Raw genomic sequence first — 17,836 nt, forward strand, 5'->3', positions numbered from 1 at the left:
AGTCAAACCGTCTCCACACCCACTTTCGAGTGGAAATGGTTCGCCCTAAGGGATTGATCGATGGAAACGGGTGGACGAAGGGTGACCTGCGGGGCTGTGGATGCTCTTGGGGCCTGTAGGGCGATTTGTCGACTGCGTCACGCTTCGTTGTCGACTTGTCCCCAGGTCGAGAAGGGAACCTGTGGATAACTTTTGTGGACGGAGCAAATCTGCTGGTAGGACCAGCGCGGAGCGGCCTCCGATGCGGACGGCCGGGCCTAGAAACGGCCGTCCTGGCAGCGCGCCAGCCAGTCGGACGCGGCGGTGAACTCGCTGTCGGACGTGCCGGGGCGGGGCGCGCGCACGTCCACGGGGTCGACTTCCGCACGCGGGTACGAGCCGAGGAACCGGATCTGCGGGCAGACCCGCTTGAGCCCCATGAGCGCCTCGCCGACCCGGCTGTCCGAGACATGGCCCTCGGCGTCGATGGCGAAGCAGTAGTTGCCGATGCCCTCACCGGTGGGCCGGGACTGCAGGAGCATCAGGTTGACGCCGCGCACCGAGAACTCCTGGAGCAGCTCCAGCAGGGCACCGGGGTGGTCGTCGCGCTGCCAGATGACCACCGACGTCTTGTCCGCGCCGGTCGGCGCGGCGGGGCGGGCGGGCCTGCCCACCAGGACGAACCGCGTCTGCGCGTTCTCCGCGTCGTGGATCCCGGTCTCCAGCGCCTCCAGGCCGTACGTGGCCGCCGCGAACTCGCCCGCGAACGCCGCGTCGTACCGCCCCTCCTGGACGAGGCGCGCACCGTCGGCGTTCGAGGCGGCGGACTCCCAGAGCACGTCCGGCAGGTTGGCCTTCATCCAGTTGCGCACCTGCGGCTGCGCGGCGGGGTGCGCCGTCACCGTCTTGATCGCGGACAGGGTCGTACCCGGCCTGACCAGCAGCGCGAAGGTGATCGAGAGGAGCACCTCGCGGTAGATCATCAGCGGGGTGCCCGCGACCAGCTCGTCCAGGGTCGTGGTGATGCCGCCCTCCACCGAGTTCTCGATGGGCACGAACGCGGCCTCCGCCTCGCCGTTGCGCACGGCGTCCAGCGCCGCCGGGACCGAGACCATCGGGACGAGCTCCCGGGTGGCCGCCTCCGGAAGCGTGCGCAGTGCCACTTCGGTGAAGGTGCCCTCGGGGCCGAGATACGCGTAGCTGGCTGGCATGACCTCACCCTAATGGGCCTGGCCCGGCCCGGCCCGGCCCACGGCCGCGGGGAGAGCCCGAGGACACCGCCGTAGCCCGCCCGGCGCCGGACGCGGCACCCGTACCGCGGACCCTCAGCCCTCCAGCAGCCGCTGCCCCACGTACTCCCCCTCGGCGGCCCCGCCGGGCACGGCGAACAGTCCGCTCGACTCGTGCCGGATGAACGCCGACAGCGCGTCGCCCCGGTCGAGCTTGCGCTGCACGGGGACGAAGCCGCGCAGCGGGTCGGCCTGCCAGCAGATGAAGAGCAGGCCCGCGTCGGGCACCCCGTCCGCGTCGAAACCGTCGTGGAAGGAGAAGGGCCGGCGCAGCATCGCCGCGCCCCCGTTCTGGTCGGGCCGGGTGATGCGGGCGTGCGCGTTCAGGGGGATGACGAGCTTGCCGTCCGCGCCGGTGCGCTCCAGCTCCGGCTCGGTCGTCTCGGTGCCGCCGGTCAGCGGCGCCCCGTCCGACTTGCGGCGCCCGATGACGTCCTCCTGCGCCTTGCCCGACAGCCGCTCCCAGTCGTCGAGCAGCATCCGGATCCGGCGGACGACGGCGTAGGAGCCGTTCGCCATCCACGCCGGGTCGCCCGAGGCGGGCACGAAGATCCGCCGGTCGAAGTCGGGCTCGGACGGCTTCGGGTTGCGGGTGCCGTCGACCTGGCCCATCAGGTTGCGCGCGGTGAGCCCCTGCTGGGCGGTGGCGCCCGGGGTGCGGTTGAAGCCGTTCATCTGCCAGCGGACCCGTGCCGCGCCGGCCGCGTCCTTCTGGAGCGTCCGCAGGGCGTGGAAGGCCACCAGGGAGTCGTTCGCGCCGATCTGCACCCACAGGTCGCCGTTGCTGCGTGCCTTGTCGAGCCGGTCGGAGGAGAAGTCCGGCAGGGGGTCGAGAGCGACCGGGCGCTGCTTCTCCAGGCCCGTCCGGGCGAAGAAGCCGTGCCCGAAGCCGAAGGTGACCGTCAGGGAGGCGGGACCCGAGTCACGGGCGACGTCGGTGTCGTCGTGGGCTGCGGCCTCCCCGGCCATCAGCCGCCGGGCCGTGCGCGACCAGCGGCGCAGCAGAGCGGCGGCCTCCTTGCGGCCCGCGCCGGCGGCCAGGTCGAAGGCGACGAGGTGACCGCGTGCCTGGAGGGGCGTGGTGATGCCGGGCTGATGTTTCCCGTGAAACATCACCGTGTCCGCGCCGAGCGAGGTCAGCGGCGTGGACCGCTCGCTCCCGGAGGCCGCCGCGTACCCGGCGGCGCCGCCCGCGGCACCCAGCGCGAGGCCGGTGGCGCCGGCCGTGCCGAGCAGCCGCCGCCGCGAGAAGGCGCCCGGGCGGGAGCCGTGCGGGGAGTTCTCCGGCCTCCCGGGGGTGCCGTTCACGGCAGGCGTCTCCCCGGGAGTGGCCTCCGTGGCGGGGGCCTCCGGAGTGGACTGGTCAGGCATGGTGGTTCAGCCGATCTTCGCGTTCTTCTTGACGGTCGTCTGGTCGATGTCGGAGGTCCGTACGGTCACCGCGATCTCCCAGTCTCCCGCCATGGGGATCTGCACCCCGGTCGCCGTCCAGTGTCCGGTGGCGATGCGGTCGGGGACCACCGGCAGCGGGCCGATGTCCTTCGCGCCGAGGGTGAAGGCGAGCTTGACCTCGGGCACGTCGAACACCTTGCCGTTCAGGCGCTCCACGAACAGGTGCAGGTCGTTGCCACCCACGCGGGCCGGGTCGAGGGTCAGCCGCACGCTGCCCCGGCCGTCCTGGCCGCCGGTGTCGAACGGGACCGTGACGGTCAGCGGCCCGGTCCGCTGCACGGCGGCCGCGGTGGCCGCCCTGGCCTGCTCCTCCGTGCGGCCGGGTTCGGTGGACGTCAGCACGGTGGTGACGGCGAGCAGCGCCACGGCGACGGCGGCCTCGGCCAGTACCGAGCGGCGCAGTCCCGAGCGGTGCGGGTCGGCGTCCCGGGCACGCTTCTCGCGCGCGGTGGCCACCGCGGCACGCTGCCGGGCGAGCTGAGCCGCCCGCACGGAGTCCGCGGCCCCGGCCCCCGAGTCGGCCTCGGCCCCCGCCCCGGTCTCGGACTCGACCCCGGCCCCGGACCGCGAGTCGGCCCCGGCCCCGGTCTCGGGTCCGGACCCGGACACGACCCCGGCTTCGGCCCCGGCTCCGGACTCGGCTTCCGTCTCCGAGCCGGAGCCGGCGGGCACCCGCGCGGGCTCCTTCTCCGTCGGGCGGTCCGACGGACGGCTCGCCGCCGGGACGCGCACCGAGGCGCCGGTGGGTGCCGAGGCGGCCTCGGGCAGCCGCGCGGTCCAGCGCCGGGAGATCCACGCGATGCCGACCAGGACGGCGACCAGGCCGATCTTGACGAGCAGCAGCTGCCCGTACCCGGTGTCGGTGAGCGCCCGCCAGGAGCCGACCTGGCGCCACGACTGGTAGATCCCGGTCGCGGCCAGTACGACGACGCTGCCGAAGGCGACGCGGGAGAAGCGGCGGACGGCGCCCGCCTCGATCGGGGCGTCGGAGGGCGCCCGGTGGAGAGCGACGAGCAGCGTCGCCAGGCCGCCCAGCCAGACGGCGACGGCGAGCAGGTGCAGGACGTCGACGGGCATCGCGATGCCCGGCTGGACGCCTGTCGACGCGTGCTCCGACATGGCCCAGGACGCGGCCAGGCCCGCCGCGACGACACCGCCGCCGATCCCGAGCCCGAAGGTGAGGTCACGCCGCTGCGCGGCGGCGTCGGCCTCCGCGTCCGCGTCGGTGTCCGCCGGCCCCTCGGCGTCGGCGTCCGCCTCGTCCCCGGGCTCGGGGGAATCCGCCTCGTCCTGCTTCACGTACGCCCCGAAGAGGACCGCGATGAAGAGCGCGCCGGCCGCGAGGAGCAGCAGCCGGGAGACCAGCGCCGCGCCCGTCTTGGTCTGGAGCACCTGGCCGAGCAGGCCCAGGTCGAACACGTCGGCGAACTTGCCCGAGCCGGTGTACGCGCCGCGCAGCAGCAGGAGCGCGAGGGTGGCCCCGGTGAGCGTGAGCCACCCGCCGACCACGAGCCGCTGCACCGGCCGCACGCCCGCGCCCCGCTGCCAGCAGGCCAGCACGAAGGCCGCCCCGCCGACCAGCAGGACGAAGCCCGCGTACGAGAGGTAGCGCGCGAACCCGTAGAGGCCGCCGACGACTCCGCCGCCCGCCGTCCGGTCGGAGACGGAGACGGAGGTCTGCGACGGCGCGCCGATGGAGAAGGTGAAGGCGCCCGCGACGGGGTGGCTGTCCGCCGACACCACCTGGTAGGTGACGGTGAACGTGCCGTCGGGCAGGCCCGCGTGCAGTCTCACGGCGTACATGGCGCCGCCCAGGTCGGCGGGGTCGCCCGTGTCGACGCGCTTGCCCTCGGGGTCGAGGACGCGCACCGAGTCGCCGGACAGCGCGACCTTCTCGGAGAAGCTGAGCGTGATCTGCGTGGGCGCCCGGTCGACCACCGCTCCCTGCCTCGGGTCGCTGCCGGTCAGCGCGGCGTGCGCGGACACCGGCCCGGCGCCCGCCAGCAGGGCGCCGGCGACCGCCAGGAGCAGCAACAGCAGCGTCCACGGCCGCACGGCCGAGCCGCGGACGGGACGGGGAGCGATGGCCTGTGTCACGGTGGATCCCTCCCTCAGTGCCCGGTCTTCGGGGTGTACGTCGCGGGCTTCACCGGCATGGACACCTTCACCGTGCCGGACTTGGCGAAGTGCAGTTCGACCGCCACCTTCTCGCCCTCGGCGGGCTTGCGGGCGAGCTTCTCGAACATCACGTGGTTGCCTCCGCTGGCGAAGTCGAGCTCACCGTGGGCGGGCACCGTGAAGGACTTCCGCTCCTCCATCGCGCCGCCCTCGGTGGCGTGCAGCGTGACGTCGTCCGAGAGGTCGCTGGTGACCGAGGTCAGGGTGTCGGCGCCGCCGGAGTTGGTGACGGTGAAGAAGCCGGCCGCCATGTCCGCCATGGACGGAGCGGGCATGTAGGCGCCGGTCACCTTCAGTTCGGGTCCGGCCGGGGACGCGTCGTCGGACCCGCCGCAGCCCGCGAGCGCCAGCGCCGCCGTCATCGCCGCGACGGCCGCGGCGACGGGGCGGGCGGGGCGCCTCACGGGGTCTCCCCCTTGATGAGCTTCGGGAGGTCCTTGGTGTAGTCGTCCACGGTGGCGTCCTCGCCGTAGAGGACATAGCCGGCGTCGGTCTTCGGCGAGAACGCGATGACCTGCGTGCCGTGCACCGAGACGACCTTGCCGTCCTTGTCCTTCTTCGACGGCTCGACGGAGATGCCGAGGGTGCGGGCGCCGGCCTGGATCGTGTCGAAGTCGCCGGTGAGGCCGACCGCGGCGGGGTCGATCCCCTTGAGCCAGGTGCCGAGCGCGGCCGGGGTGTCGCGCTCCGGGTCCGTGGTGACGAACACGATGCGCAGCTTGTCCTGCTCGGCCTTCGGCAGCTGCTTCTTGGCGACGGCGAGGTTGTTCATGGTGAGCGGGCAGACGTCGGGGCAGTGGGTGTAGCCGAAGTAGACCAGCGTCGGCCTGCCCTTGGTCTCCTCGCGCAGGTCGTACTTCTCGCCGTGGGTGTCGGTGAGGACGAGGTCCGGCTTCTCGAACGGCTTGTCGAGGACCGTCGCGGCCTTGTCCGAGCCGGCCTCGGCAGACACCTCGGCCACCGGCTTGTCACCGTCGTCGGTACCGCAGGCGGTCAGGGTCAGAGCGGCCGCGGCGAACAGGGCGGCCACGGTGTACGTCTTCTTGCGCATAGAAAAATGTCCCAGATGTGAGTGCGCCGGTGCGCACCGGGGTCGTACGCCGCCCGGGACGGCGACGTCGTACGGCTCCCCGGTGCGCACCGAGAGGGGTGGACCTCAGGCCTCGGTGCGCCGGCGGCCGGCCAGCACGCCGAACGCCACGCCCGCCACGCCGACGAGGATGCCCAGGGCGCCGAGCACGCGCGCGAGGGTGTCGCTGCTGTCGGAGGAGGAGGCGGCCTCGGTCTCGCCGTGCTCCGCCTTCTCCTCTTCGGAGGCCTTCTCGGCGCCCGCCGAGCCGTGGTGGCCCTCCTCGGACGCCGCGGCCAGCGCGAGCACCGGCGCCGGGTTCTCCGGCTCCTCGGCGCCGTCCTCCTGCGGCTCGATCCAGCGCACGACCTCCTTGTTGTCGTACGTCTGGATCGCCTTGAAGACGAGCTCGTCGGTGTCCTCGGGCAGCTGGCCCACGGAGAGCGGGAACTTCTGGAAGAAGCCGGCCTGGATGCCCTTGCCGGTGGCCGTCCAGGTGACCTTCGAGACGGCCTCGTCGATCTTCTTGCCGTGCAGCTCGATCGGCTTGTCCAGCTTGGCCCGGGTGACCTTCACGTCCCAGCCGTCGAGGGGCTGGGGCATCACCGAGGCGAGCGGGTGGTCGGTCGGGAAGTTGACCTCGAGCCTGGTGGTCGAGGCGTCGTCCCGCTCGTTCGGGACCTTGAAGTCGATCGTCGCGTAACCGCCCTTGGCGGCGACGCCCTCCGGCTGCACGCTGACGTGCGCGAAGGCGGGGGCGGACAGGACGACGACGGCCGAGGCGGCGAGAACGCCGGAGGCGGCGATACGGGAAGCCTTCATGGCAGAGAACACTCCACTGTGCGTGATGGTCCGATGAGGTCGAAAGACGCGCGTACGAAGAGGCGCCCGGGGCCGGACCCGTTGCGGAAGGAGCCGGAGAACCGCTCCCTGGGCCGGCCCGGAGGCAGTCCTCCCGGGTCGGTCCCGCCCGTGGGCGGGCACGCGCGCGTGCCGCACGGCGGCACGCCTCGGGACGGAGTGGTTCTCCGGGACGAGTGGTGCGCCGTGTCAGGCGGCGAGGAAGAGCACCGTGGCCCGGGGCGGGCCGCGCCTGATCACCGAGTGCTGGAGCGCGGTGGTGTGGGGCGCGGGCGGCGGGGGCGGCGCGGTCCGCACCACCCGTGGAGTCCCGAGAACGCCCGGCAGGCCGGCCCGCAGGGCACGGACCAGCGCGAGCGCCGCCCGCAGGGAACGGACCAGGGCCGTCTCCGCCACGCCGTGCGCGGACAGCCGCATGAGGCGCAGGACCGCGAGGTCCCCGCGTCGCAGCACCCAGCCGGCGGCGACGGCCGCGAGCACGTGGACGAGCAGCATGGGCAGGGACGGCAGGACGGACATCGACGAGCCGGCCGCGGCCGACACGGCGTCCGCCGAGTGGTGCATGGACTGCGCCGGGGCGGAGTGCGCCGCGTGCGGGTCGATCCGGGCGTCGCCGAGGATCCGCTGCGCCTGCGCGGGGCTGATCGCCGCCGCGGACGCGCCGCACACCACCCGCGCCGCACGCGCCACGAGGGAGGCGTCCGACATGCCCGACGCCATGGACGCCATGGAACCGCCCGTGGCGGGCGGACCGCCGGACGTCGTGGTCATCGCCGTGCCCTGGCCGAGACCGAAGAGCACGTGCAGCGCGCTCTGGCCGACCGCGAGCACCGCGGCGATGCCCGGCAGCGCCCGCTCGCGCCCGGCGAGCGGGGCGGCGACGGCGAAGACGGTGAGGAAACCGGCGCCCACGCTCCACCACGGCACCGTGGCGCAGGAGGCGATGCCATGGCCCGCCGCGGCCAGCGCGACGCAGACCGCGGCGAACACCGCGGCCCGCAGAAGCCGGACGTCGCGTCCGGAGCGCGCCGTGCGCTGGTGGGGGGCAGTCATGGCGGGCTCATCATCGCACTGGCACCCCACCCCGTTGACGGCAGGTCCGCAAGATGACGTACGACCGGATTGGGCCCGCTTCGGGGGGAGTCGCCGGCGCATATGCGGATTCCCGGTGTCCCCACATACACCGATCTGGGCGTGTACGCATCCGCCGTATGGGCGGCATCACGGGGTGTGGGCGATTGCACACCGTTCCCGGCGGCAATACGTAACGGTATGTCGAGCCGCGGCCTGGAGGCTGGAGCATGAGCATCTGGTGGTCACTCCACTTGCGGCGCGAAGCCGCGAGCGTCCCGCTCGCCCGGCGCCTGCTGCTCGGCACGATGGAGACGGCGGGCGTCGACCCGGACGTCTCCTACGACCTCTCCCTCGCGCTCAGCGAGGCGTGCGCCAACGCCGTCGAGCACGGCGGGGGCACCGCGTCCGGCGGCCCCTCCGAGGCGTACCAGGTCACCGCCTACCTGGACGGCGAGACGTGCCGCATCGAGGTGGCCGACTCGGGCCCCGGGTTCCCGTCCGCCCCGGTGGAGGGCGCCGACGCGGGCCGCACCGGCGCGTACGCCCCGCGTCCCGCGGTCCGCGCCGCCCGCAGCGACGACGAGAACGGCCGGGGGCTGTGTCTCATCCAGGAACTGGCCGACCACGTGCACATCGGCAACAAGCCGGGCCGGGGCGGCGCCGTGGTGAGCTTCGACAAGATCCTCAAGTGGCGCGAGGGCACCCCGCTGGTGACGGTCTGACCGCTCCCGCGCAGGCCCGGGGTCCCGCGGGGTCCCCGCGGCGCCCGGGGATGGTTCGGTGCACCGGCCAACTGCCTTGAAAACAGCGGCTGAACGCGGTCTGGGCGCGGTGGGGGTCCGTCTGCATACTGGCCTGATGCGGGAGTCGGCGCGCCATGCGGCCGGCCACGGGCGGGGACTGGGAACGGCCGCCGCCGAACCGGCTGCACGCTGCCGAGGCCCCGCACGCCGTCCGCGAGGGATGCCCCGGGCGCGCCGCCCGGGCCGAGGTGTCCGGGGGGCACATCGCACGGCCCGCGGGTCCGGCCGGCCGGACACGGGACGCGGGGGTGATCCTGGCCGGAGCGGGACCCGTCGGCCGAGAGCGTCAGGGGGAGTGCCAGTGCTGCGAATGGTGCGTGCCGGGGACGGCCGGCGACTGTCGGTGGAACAGCGCGGCGATCCCGGCGGCAGGCCGGTGTTCCTGCTGCACGGCACGCCCGGTAGCCGGCTGGGCCCCGCGCCGCGCCCGTCGGTGCTCTACCGGATGGGAATCCGTCTGATCACCTTCGACCGCCCGGGGTACGGGGACTCCGACCGCAAGCCGGGCCGTACGGTCAGCGCGGTCGCCGCCGACGTGGCGGACATCGCCGACGCCCTCGGGATCGACCGCTTCGCGGTGGTCGGCCGCTCCGGGGGCGCACCGCACGCGCTGGCCTGCGCCTCGCTGCTGCCGGACCGCACGACGCGGACGGGGGCCCTGGTGAGCCTCGCCCCGCGGGACGCCCGGGGCCTGGACTGGTTCGAGGGCATGACCGAGTCGAACGTGCGCGAGTACGTCAACGCGGGGATCAGCCGGCGCCGGGTGACCACGACGCTGGGCCGCCGGTCGCTGTCGATCGTCGCCGACCCGGCGGGCTCCATCACGGAGATGCGCAGCAAGCTGCCGGAGTCCGACCGCTGGATCGTCGCGGACGCCGGGATCCAGGACATGCTGGAGCGCAACTTCGCCGAGGGGCTGCGGGACTCGGCGGACGGCTGGGTGGACGACGTGATGGCGTTCAGCACCGGCTGGGGCTTCGATCTGGCGCGGATCGCCTCGCCGGTGCTGCTGTGGCACGGCGAGGACGACATCTTCGCGCCGGTGCAGCACACGCTGTGGCTGGCGAGGAACATTCCCGGGGCGAGCGCCGAGGTGGAGCGGGGCGCGGCTCACTTCGGTGCGCTGCGGGTGATGACCCGCATCCTGAGCTGGGCCGTCAGCACCCCGTAGGAGCGCACCCGGCCCGCGGGCCGGGGCGGGGCGCCGGTCCGCGGGACCGGCGCCGCCGTCCGCCGCGCGTCAGATCTGCTGCGGCTCCAGGTCCCGGCCCACCCGCTGCCACTCGCGCACCGACTCGGTCACCGGGTGCACGTCGCCCAGCAGCAGGGCGAGCGCGTTCTCCGCCTCCTGCTGGAGCCGCATGGCCTCCTCGTCCCGGCCCAGTCCGCGCAGCGACACCGCCAGATTGCCCTTGGTGACCAGCACGTCGGGGTGCTCCGGGCCGAACCGGCGGCGCAGGCCCTCCAGCGCCAGCCGCTCCCAGTGCTCGGCCCGGTCGTGGAGGCCGAGGTCGGCCTGCGCGTTCGCCAGGTTGAGCCCGGCGCACAGGACGGCGGGGTGGTCGTCGCCGAGGCGCGCGGCCAGGGTCGAGCGCGCCCGCTCGGCGAGTCCGGCCGCCGTCTCGGGCTCGTCGAGCGCCCGGTGGTAGATGGACAGGTTGTTGAAGCACTGCATCGTGAACGGGTGGTCGGCGCCGAACGAGTTCTGGTATCCCTCCAGCACCTCGTTGACCAGCTGTACGGCCCGCCCCGCGCCGCCCGCCGGATCGGTGGCGAAGTAGTCCGCGGCGAGGTTGAGCCCGCACGCCAGCGCCTCCGGGATGGTGCTGCCGTAGCGGTCGCGGTAGCGGGCGTACGTCTGCCATGCCTCCTCCGTGATCCGCAACGCCTCGCCGATGTGACCGGCCTTGCGCAGCGAGACCGCGAGGCTCTTGTCGGCGCGCAGCACCTCGGGCACGTCCGGGTTGAGCACCTGCTCGAAGCTCTTGCGCACCTCGCGCAGGATCTCCGCCGAGCCCTTGAAGTCGCCCAGCTCGCGCAGGTCGCGGGCGTGGTGGCCCTTGGTGATCAGGGTGTAGGGGTGCAGCGGGCCCAGCAGCGCGGTGCGGCGGCGGAGGGTGTCGTCGTCGAGCCGGCGGGCGGCCTCGACGTCGCCGGCGAGCCGGTAGTCGATCCCGAGGTTGTTGGCGGCGGAGAGGGTGCGGGGGTGGTCCTCGCCGAAGATCTCGCGGAAGCCCCGGTAGATCCGCTCGTCCAGCTCCAGGGCCTCCTTGAAGTGCCCGAGCGCCCGCAGGTCGGCGGCGAGGCTGCCGGAGGTGATGAGGATGCTGGGGTGGTCGTCGCCGAGCAGCCGGCGCTGGCTGGCGAGCGTCTTCTCGTCCAGGTCGCGGGCGGCCTGGTGCTGGCCCTGGGAGCGCAGCACGTTGGCGCGCTCGAAGCGGAGGTTGAGGATCTGCTCGTCGTTGGCGTCGGGGAACTCGGTGGTCCAGAACTCGTCGAGCTGCGCGGCCAGCGTCCGGGCCGCGTGCAGTTCGCCGCGCTTCCACAGGTAGCGGACGCGGTCGACCATCAGCTGGCGCGGCTCCTCCTCCGCGCACTCACGGATGTTCGAGGGCGTCAGGTGTGGCCAGATGACCTCGAACCCGGGCCACTGCGAGGGGTCGTCCACGGCTCCCTCGGGCGGCCTCGCCACGGCGAGGATGCGGTGCACCTCGTGGATGGTGTCGTCGAACTGCTCGTCGCTGAGGCTCTCGCGCACCGCGGCCTGCACCAGCCGGTGCACCTGGATGGAGTTGTCGGTCGAGTCGACCTTGGCCAGCGCGAACCGGTTCAGCGCCTGGGTGACCCGGCCGAGCATGTAACGGGCGCGCAGGTGCTTGTCGTACGGCAGCAGCGCCTTGATCATCGCGTCGCTGCCGATCAGGCTCATCGCGATGGGCTCGGCCGCGAAGAAACTGCACAGCTCCAGCAGCCGGGCCGCGGCGGGCGACTCCTCGCGCAGCCGGTTGATGGAGATGTTCCAGGTGGCGCCGACCGACGAGGGGTACTCGACCGCCTCGACGGCCTCCTTCACGGACAGCACGCGGGTGGACTGCTCGCGCAGCTGCTCGATGTAGTCCTCGACGGGAGTCGCCGTCGCCTCCAGCCAGGCCGCCGCGACCTCGATGGCCAGCGGCAGGTCGCCCACGGCGTCGGCGACCCGGCCCGCGTCGTGCTCGTTGAGCCCGGGCACCCGGCGGCACAGGTGCTCCACGCTCTCCTCGCGGGTGAAGACCTCCACCTCCATCGGCTGCACCCGGGTCGAGGTGGGACGGGCGCGGGTGGTGACGAGCAGGTGGCCGTAGACGGTGTCGTGGACGGGCGCGGTCTGGTCCGGGAAGAGGTCCAGCGCCTTGTCCAGGTCCTCGACGTTGTCGAATATCAGCAGCCAGCGGTCGTACGGCTGGCCTTCCCTGAGCGCCTGGACGGCCGCCTCGGCCGCCTCCCCCACGTCGCCGCCGCCCACCCCCAACTGCTGGGCCAGCGCGGCCAGTTTGGCGGGCACCAGCTCCGGCTGCTCGGCGTCCACCCACCACACCACGTCGTAGTCCGCCATGAAGCGGTGGGCGTACTCGCGGGCCAGCTGCGTTTTGCCGACGCCGCCGAGGCCGTGCAGCACCTGCGGCAGGCGCTGTCCGGGCCGCCCGGTGGCCAGTTGCTCGCGCAGCCGGTCCAGGATCGTGGAGCGGCCGGTGAACCACCGGTAGCGGGTGGGGATGTTGGAGATCCGCCGGCCCACGCTCGGGTAGCGCAGCCCGCGCGCGCTCGGCGACACCGCGGAGACGGCGTCGGCGCGGTCGAGTCCGGTCAGCAGCGCCGCGTACGCCTGCGACTCGTCGAGGCCCTTCAGGTCGATGACGCCCCGGCTGGCGTACGGCATGCTCAGCTGGACGTCGTCGACGCGGACGGCCACCGCCTGCTGCCGCTTCTCCGAGCCGCCGGAGTGCACGGCCGCCTCCCAGGCCGCGCGGGCCCGGCGGGAGTCGACGAAGCTCGGCGAGAGCACGGCGAGCACCCGGTGGGTGGCGCCCGGCATGGCGTCGGCGCCGATCTCGGCGGTGGACATCGTCTGGACGTTCTTCGGCACTACCTCGAAGCCGGCGCCGCGCAGCACCGACTCCAGCCAGTCCGCCCACATCCGGTCCTCGGACACGTAGTAGAGCATCAGCTGCGAGGGCGGCACGGGACGGCGCCGGGTGTAGGCGCCCTTGTACTGGGCCCGCCGCGTCTCGCTGATCGCGGGCAGCTTGCTGACCCGGTCCTTCGTGATGACGGAGGTGAGCCGCTCGCAGGCGCTCAGCATGGAGTTGGCCGACTTCGGCGGGTCCCCGAACGCGGCGAGGATCTCCTCGTAGGCGTAGTACGGCTGGTACAGGATCTCCATCGAAGCCCAGTAGTCGGCGAGTTGGTCCGCCTGGAGGTCGGAGGGCAGCCCGGCGAAACGCTCGCGGGCCAGCGCGCGCCCGGCGTCCAACTTGTCCTTCTCGCCGAGGTCGATGCGCATGGCGACGGGCAGGATGCGGATGCCCTTGTCGCCGTACCGCTCCTTGATGTCCTGCGCCACGGCGGCGGCGCCCTCGATGCTCTGGTCGCTGAGCGTGTAGCAGACGACGAGGGTGTGCGGCATCTGCACGGTGCAGATGTCCGCCAGGTCGCTGAGACCCGTACGGCTGTCGATCAGGGTGTAGTCGTAGTAGCGCTGCATGTCGGCGCGCATCGCGTCGAAGAACTGGCCGCCGCCGTAGCTGGCGTAGAAGTGGTCCCAGTCCATGTTGCCGACGATGGGGTAGTCGCGGTGCCGCTTGCCGGCGGACAGGAAGTCCAGGCTGCCGTTGTCGGGAAAGGGCCAGTCGAGGGAGAGCGCGTGCGGCCTGACGCGCGCGTAGCTGCGGTGCCAGTCGGGCGAGCGGTCGGGCAGCTCGCGCAGGGCCTCGCGGCGGTAGTCGTCGATCAGGTTGACCAGGCCGGGGGTGGCGCGCAGTAACGAGGGGTTCAGGAAGGGGTGGAAGAACTTGTGCAGACCCGGCGCCTCCAGGTCCCAGTCGACGGCCAGGACCCGGTGGCCGTTCGCGGCAAGGATCCACGCCACGTTCGCGAGCGCCATGGTCCGGCCCGTGCCGCCCTTGTACGAGTAGAACGTGATCACGGTGCCCTTGCGATTCTCCGTCATGCGCATGCCCTCCGCCTTCTCGGCTCGCTCTTCCGTCGCCCTTCGGTCGTGCGGTGGTGCCGGTGGTGCGAGGGGTCCTAGCCCAGGTCGCTGGGTCCCCTCAGCCGTGGGGGCCGGGTCGGCGGTCCCGCAGGTGGGTAGGTCGTCGCATGCTCCTCGTAGTAGTGCACGGCCCGTCTGACGGCCGTCTGCAGCTCGCTGCCGAAGGCGTCCAGCGTGCGGATGCCCGCGCTCAGCGAGCGGTGCCCGGCGTCCTCCCCCGGCCGCGTGGTCAGCACCCGGTCCGTGAGCGACTTGAGCTTCTTCTCCTTCTCGGCGGAGACGGAGTCGTCCTTGTTCTGCGGCAGCATCACGCTGATCCAGGGACGGCTGTCCTCGGTGAGCCGGTCCGCGAGCTCCCTGCCCCGGCTGGAGTGCAGCGCCCACCGGTCGAGCAGGAGCAGCCCGGGCACCTTGGGCGGTCCGGGGCTCAGCATGCGCTCGGCGTCGTACTCGAAGTTCCCGATGGTGACCTTGTAGTCCATGGCCCGTACGAGGTCGGCCGCGTGGTCGCCGAGGGGCTGGGCGGACTCGGGGTGGTAGGGGTTCCAGTCGTGCGGGAGGTCCCCGTAGTAGTCGGGCTTGCAGCCCTGCGGTAAGTCGGAGCGGGTGCAGGCGAGGACCGAGATGTCGAACTGCGGCGGGTGCCCCAGGGACCCGAACGCGCTGGGCAGCGACTCGTAGTCCTTGTAGACCTGCCCCTCCTCCAGTTCGGTCTCCTTGGCCATCTTCACGATGCGCTGCGCCATCCGGTACACGGCCCGCTCGTACGCGTCCTGGAGATACCGGAGTTTGGTCAGCCCGTAGAACCCCTCCTCCGCGTACTCCTGGCCGAAGGCGCCGTGGTTGAACTGCAGTTCACTGGCGACCTGGGGCATCTGGGCGGGTTCCACGGGCACCCATAACGCGGGGATGATCGCGCTCTCCCGGGCGGGGGCCCCGCGCACCCGCCGGCTGATCTGCCGCTGGCAGAAGGCCCACCACTCCCGGCCGCACTGCTCGCTCATGAAGTAGCGCGGCGAGTACAGCGGCACGAACACCTTGCAGCGGGCGAGGTTCTCCGACAGTTCGTCGGTCCACCGGGTGCCGACCGCCATGCCCTGGTCGAGGAAGCCGACCTTGGCCCCCGTCGGCAGGTCGGTCAGCTGGAGTATGTGCTCGCACAGACCGTCGTACAGCTTCTTGACCCAGGCGTCGGGGTCGGCGTCACCCGTGCCGTGCTTCGGGGTGTGCGCGTAACTGAGGAAGAAGAACGGATTCCCGCCCCGACCCCTCCCCGTGTCTGCTTGCACGTATGACCCCCCGACATCCCGTGACAGGAACCCCAGTGTAGGAAGTCACAAGTCCTGTGTGGAACAGGACAAACACGTCCGGCTTTCCGCTCCGGCCCCTCCGCCCGGGCCTCCGTCACGGCCCGCGGGACGTCCGGGGGAGACCGGGAAGGGACCCGAGGGCGACCCGGCGTGCTCCTCTAGCGCGGCGCCCACACGGCTTGGTGCTCCTCGGCCGCCCTGCGCGCCGCCAGCAGGGCCTCCTCGCCGATCTCGTCCGCGAGCAGCCGCCGTACGGTCTCCCGCATGCCGGCGACGAACCGCTCCCCCAGCGGGGTGAGCGCACCGGAGCCGGCCAGTGTCTCGACGGCCTCCGCCGTCTGGTCCCGCCACCGGGCGAAGTGCGTCTCCGCGGCCCGGGACCGCTCGCCCGTGGTGCTCCGCCACTGCGCGCGCCAGAAGTCGATCACCGCGAGATGGGCGTACGTGCCCTGCAGCAGCCCCTCCAGCGGACGTGGGTCGGGGCGCCACGGCGCGTAGAACAGGCGCTCGCAGGTCGGGTCGTAGAGGTCCGTCAGGTCGAGCAGCGCCCCGAGCTTCACGTGCTGGAACTCGTGGACGAGCAGCAGGGCCAGCCGTTCCGGTCCGGCGGGGAGGGCGATGGCCACCGCGCCGAAGGCGTCGCGCGCCGCGGAGCTGATGTCGGAGCCGTCGGGGGAGGGCCGCAGCGGCGTGATCACCCGCAGGCCGGAGGCGATCCCCGGTGCGTAGGCGGGCAGTTCGCGGCGGATCCAGTCCCAGGCGTCGAGGAGGTTGGTGCGCCAGGCCTCCGCCTCGTCCTCGGTGAGCCGGGTCCGCGCGGGGTGGCCGTGGCAGTCCCGCAGCGGGTCCGTGTCCTCGACGGTGACCGCCCAGCCGTCCAGCTCGTGGCGCCGGCTGCCGTGCCAGCCCTCGGGTCCGGTGCCCTTCGAGGGGAGGACCAGGTCCCGTCCGGCGGCGGTGACGGTGAAGCCGTCGCCGGACACGCGCACCCCCGCCTCGGTGGCGTCCTCGACCGCCAGGGTCCCCAGGGTCGGCAGGCGCAGCACGCCGTCGTGCACGGGGACGGTGACGCGGGCCGGGCGTCCGGCGCGCACCGCGGCGGCGGCGGCGATCTCCGCGACGCCGCGCATGGCCGCGGTGCCGCCGTCGCCCGCGTCGCCCCGCAGCACCTCGACGGCCCAGGGGCGTACGTAGGGGTGGGCGAGGACCGTGTCCACCGACTCCTGTGCCGCGGTGTCCAGCGTGGCCAGCGTCTCCCAGGCCCTCTCGCCGAGGGAGTCGTGCGGGCTCTGTCGCCAGACGGCCGCCAACAGCTCGCGGTTGACGGCGAGTTGGTGACGGGCCAGCAGATCGACGGTCCCGGCGGTGCCGAAGCCCGCGGCGAGGTCGGTGAACTGGCTGTCGCTGAGCGGTAGTTGCTCGTCCATGTCCCGGTCCCGGATGTCGGTGATGAGGCGCAGCAGGTCGGCGCAGTAGACGGAGGGGTTCATGAACCCGCTGCCGGACCGGTACCGGTGGGCGTAGAGCCCGCCGCCGCAGGACCGCACGACCGGGCAGGCGCGGCACTGGTCGCACAGCCCCTCCAGCCCCTGCTGGCGGGCCACCACCCCGGGATGGGCGGCCACCTCGTCGAGGGTGTGGGTGTGCACGTCGAGACCGGTGGCGGGTGCCCCGTCGTACGCGGTCTTGAGCGAGTCGGCCTGTTCGAACGTGCCGTCGGTCTCGATCACGGCGAGGTCGGAGGGCGCGAGGCCGAGCGACTCGGTGAGGCTGAGGCCGCCGTGCAGGGTGCTGAGGACGGAGTCGAAGAGGCGTACGTCCATGGGGCGGCCGTCGGCGGTCCAGCGGTCGTAGACGGCCAGCAGCCAGTCCGCGTAAGGGGTTTCACCGAGGCCGGGTCCGCCGGGGGTGAGCGGCGGCTCGTCCCAGGTGGCGTGCGGGAGGAGGAAGTCCACGCGGGGCGGGGTGAGTTCGGCGAGCGCCTCGTACACGGCGACCGGCTCGTTGCGGACGTCCACGGTGCACAGCAGGCCCGCGAAGAGGTGGCGGTAGCGGGGGCGGTTGAGCAGGGAGACGGCGCGCACGACCTTGTCGTGGCTGCTGCGTCCGTCGCGGTAACGGCGGTGGAGGTCGTTCGCCGCCTTGTCGCCGTCCAGCGAGATGCCGACCTTGATCCCGAACTCCGCGAACAGTGTGCAGAACCGCTCGTCGAGGGTGACGCCGTTGGTGTGGATCCGCAGGTCTAGGGCGCACACCCCGTCCAGGGCCCGGGTCAGCTCCTCGGCCGCGGTGCGCAGCCTGGCCCGCCCGGCCAGCAGGGGTTCGCCTCCGTGGAGCACCACGTGGACGGTGTCCAGGCGGTGGGCGGCGGCGTGTTCGGCGATACGTTCCGCCGTGGCCTTCAGGACCTCGTCGGACGCCACCATGGGCCGACCCTGCCAGCTCTGGTCCGCGTGCTCGAAGACGTAGCAGTGATCGCAGGCGAGGTCGCAGCGACTGTGCATCTTGAGCACGAACTGGCGTAAGGGGAGCGGTGGTCGGCCCATGGCTGACATACGTGTGGTGACTGC

12 protein-coding genes are annotated in these 17,836 nt (G+C 72.8%); 2 read left to right on the forward strand and 10 right to left on the reverse strand.

What is annotated here, in order from left to right:
• Positions 1-257: 257 nt before the first annotated feature.
• From pheA to ACFYQQ_RS18505, 7 genes are all read right to left on the reverse strand, one after another.
• A complete protein-coding gene (gene pheA / locus ACFYQQ_RS18475) occupies positions 258-1,190 on the reverse strand; it encodes a prephenate dehydratase (RefSeq protein WP_355788761.1) in 933 nt (310 codons plus the stop codon).
• Positions 1,191-1,304: 114 nt separating this feature from the next.
• The gene (efeB, locus tag ACFYQQ_RS18480; RefSeq protein WP_388904843.1) at positions 1,305-2,639 is read right to left on the reverse strand and encodes an iron uptake transporter deferrochelatase/peroxidase subunit; all 1,335 of its coding nucleotides are present in this window, start codon (positions 2,637-2,639) and stop codon (positions 1,305-1,307) included.
• Positions 2,640-2,645: 6 nt separating this feature from the next.
• Positions 2,646-4,817, reverse strand: a complete 2,172-nt coding sequence (locus ACFYQQ_RS18485) for a copper resistance CopC/CopD family protein (RefSeq protein WP_388904844.1) — start codon at positions 4,815-4,817, stop codon at positions 2,646-2,648.
• 14 nt (positions 4,818-4,831) lie between these two features.
• On the reverse strand, positions 4,832-5,260 hold the full coding sequence (locus tag ACFYQQ_RS18490; protein WP_355791068.1) for a copper chaperone PCu(A)C: 429 nt from the start codon (positions 5,258-5,260) through the stop codon (positions 4,832-4,834).
• Positions 5,261-5,298: 38 nt separating this feature from the next.
• A complete protein-coding gene (locus ACFYQQ_RS18495; protein ID WP_355791062.1) occupies positions 5,299-5,949 on the reverse strand; it encodes an SCO family protein in 651 nt (216 codons plus the stop codon).
• Positions 5,950-6,054: 105 nt separating this feature from the next.
• Positions 6,055-6,789: a YcnI family protein gene (locus tag ACFYQQ_RS18500; protein ID WP_355791059.1), complete on the reverse strand. Its 735-nt coding sequence runs from the start codon at positions 6,787-6,789 to the stop codon at positions 6,055-6,057.
• A 228-nt stretch (positions 6,790-7,017) separates the two neighbouring features.
• Positions 7,018-7,881 carry a hypothetical protein gene (locus tag ACFYQQ_RS18505; protein WP_356163648.1) on the reverse strand — a complete coding sequence of 288 codons (864 nt, stop codon included), beginning with the start codon at positions 7,879-7,881 and terminating at the stop codon, positions 7,018-7,020.
• A gap of 248 nt (positions 7,882-8,129) precedes the next feature.
• Between ACFYQQ_RS18505 and ACFYQQ_RS18510 the strand changes: the two genes are divergently transcribed.
• Positions 8,130-8,624 carry an ATP-binding protein gene (locus tag ACFYQQ_RS18510; RefSeq protein WP_355794374.1) on the forward strand — a complete coding sequence of 165 codons (495 nt, stop codon included), beginning with the start codon at positions 8,130-8,132 and terminating at the stop codon, positions 8,622-8,624.
• A gap of 391 nt (positions 8,625-9,015) precedes the next feature.
• On the forward strand, positions 9,016-9,876 hold the full coding sequence (locus tag ACFYQQ_RS18515) for an alpha/beta hydrolase (RefSeq protein ID WP_355794375.1): 861 nt from the start codon (positions 9,016-9,018) through the stop codon (positions 9,874-9,876).
• A 69-nt stretch (positions 9,877-9,945) separates the two neighbouring features.
• On the opposite strand, the gene fxsT is transcribed toward ACFYQQ_RS18515, so the two are convergent.
• From fxsT to ACFYQQ_RS18530, 3 genes are all read right to left on the reverse strand, one after another.
• Entirely contained in the window at positions 9,946-13,914 is a 3,969-nt protein-coding gene (gene fxsT, locus ACFYQQ_RS18520; RefSeq protein WP_388904845.1) for an FxSxx-COOH system tetratricopeptide repeat protein, read from the reverse strand.
• Between the two features lie 77 nt (positions 13,915-13,991).
• On the reverse strand, positions 13,992-15,245 hold the full coding sequence (locus tag ACFYQQ_RS18525) for a TIR-like protein FxsC (RefSeq protein ID WP_355787428.1): 1,254 nt from the start codon (positions 15,243-15,245) through the stop codon (positions 13,992-13,994).
• Positions 15,246-15,424: 179 nt separating this feature from the next.
• Positions 15,425-17,821 (reverse strand): FxsB family cyclophane-forming radical SAM/SPASM peptide maturase, encoded by a 2,397-nt coding sequence (locus ACFYQQ_RS18530; RefSeq protein WP_388904846.1) that lies wholly within the window; start codon positions 17,819-17,821, stop codon positions 15,425-15,427.
• Positions 17,822-17,836: the final 15 nt, after the last annotated feature.

Origin of the sequence: Streptomyces sp. NPDC005496, assembly GCF_042872045.1 — a bacterium.
Lineage (GTDB): Bacteria > Actinomycetota > Actinomycetes > Streptomycetales > Streptomycetaceae > Streptomyces.

What these genes read in the sequence shown, in the direction of transcription:
- pheA (WP_355788761.1), bottom strand. Translation starts at nt 1,190, where the DNA reads ATGCCAGCCAGCTACGCGTATCTCGGCCCCGAGGGCACCTTCACCGAA.
- efeB (WP_388904843.1), bottom strand. Translation starts at nt 2,639, where the DNA reads ATGCCTGACCAGTCCACTCCGGAGGCCCCCGCCACGGAGGCCACTCCC.
- ACFYQQ_RS18490 (WP_355791068.1), bottom strand. Translation starts at nt 5,260, where the DNA reads ATGACGGCGGCGCTGGCGCTCGCGGGCTGCGGCGGGTCCGACGACGCG.
- ACFYQQ_RS18495 (WP_355791062.1), bottom strand. Translation starts at nt 5,949, where the DNA reads ATGCGCAAGAAGACGTACACCGTGGCCGCCCTGTTCGCCGCGGCCGCT.
- ACFYQQ_RS18500 (WP_355791059.1), bottom strand. Translation starts at nt 6,789, where the DNA reads ATGAAGGCTTCCCGTATCGCCGCCTCCGGCGTTCTCGCCGCCTCGGCC.
- ACFYQQ_RS18505 (WP_356163648.1), bottom strand. Translation starts at nt 7,881, where the DNA reads ATGACTGCCCCCCACCAGCGCACGGCGCGCTCCGGACGCGACGTCCGG.
- ACFYQQ_RS18510 (WP_355794374.1), top strand. Translation starts at nt 8,130, where the DNA reads ATGAGCATCTGGTGGTCACTCCACTTGCGGCGCGAAGCCGCGAGCGTC.
- ACFYQQ_RS18515 (WP_355794375.1), top strand. Translation starts at nt 9,016, where the DNA reads ATGGTGCGTGCCGGGGACGGCCGGCGACTGTCGGTGGAACAGCGCGGC.
- fxsT (WP_388904845.1), bottom strand. Translation starts at nt 13,914, where the DNA reads ATGACGGAGAATCGCAAGGGCACCGTGATCACGTTCTACTCGTACAAG.
- ACFYQQ_RS18530 (WP_388904846.1), bottom strand. Translation starts at nt 17,821, where the DNA reads ATGTCAGCCATGGGCCGACCACCGCTCCCCTTACGCCAGTTCGTGCTC.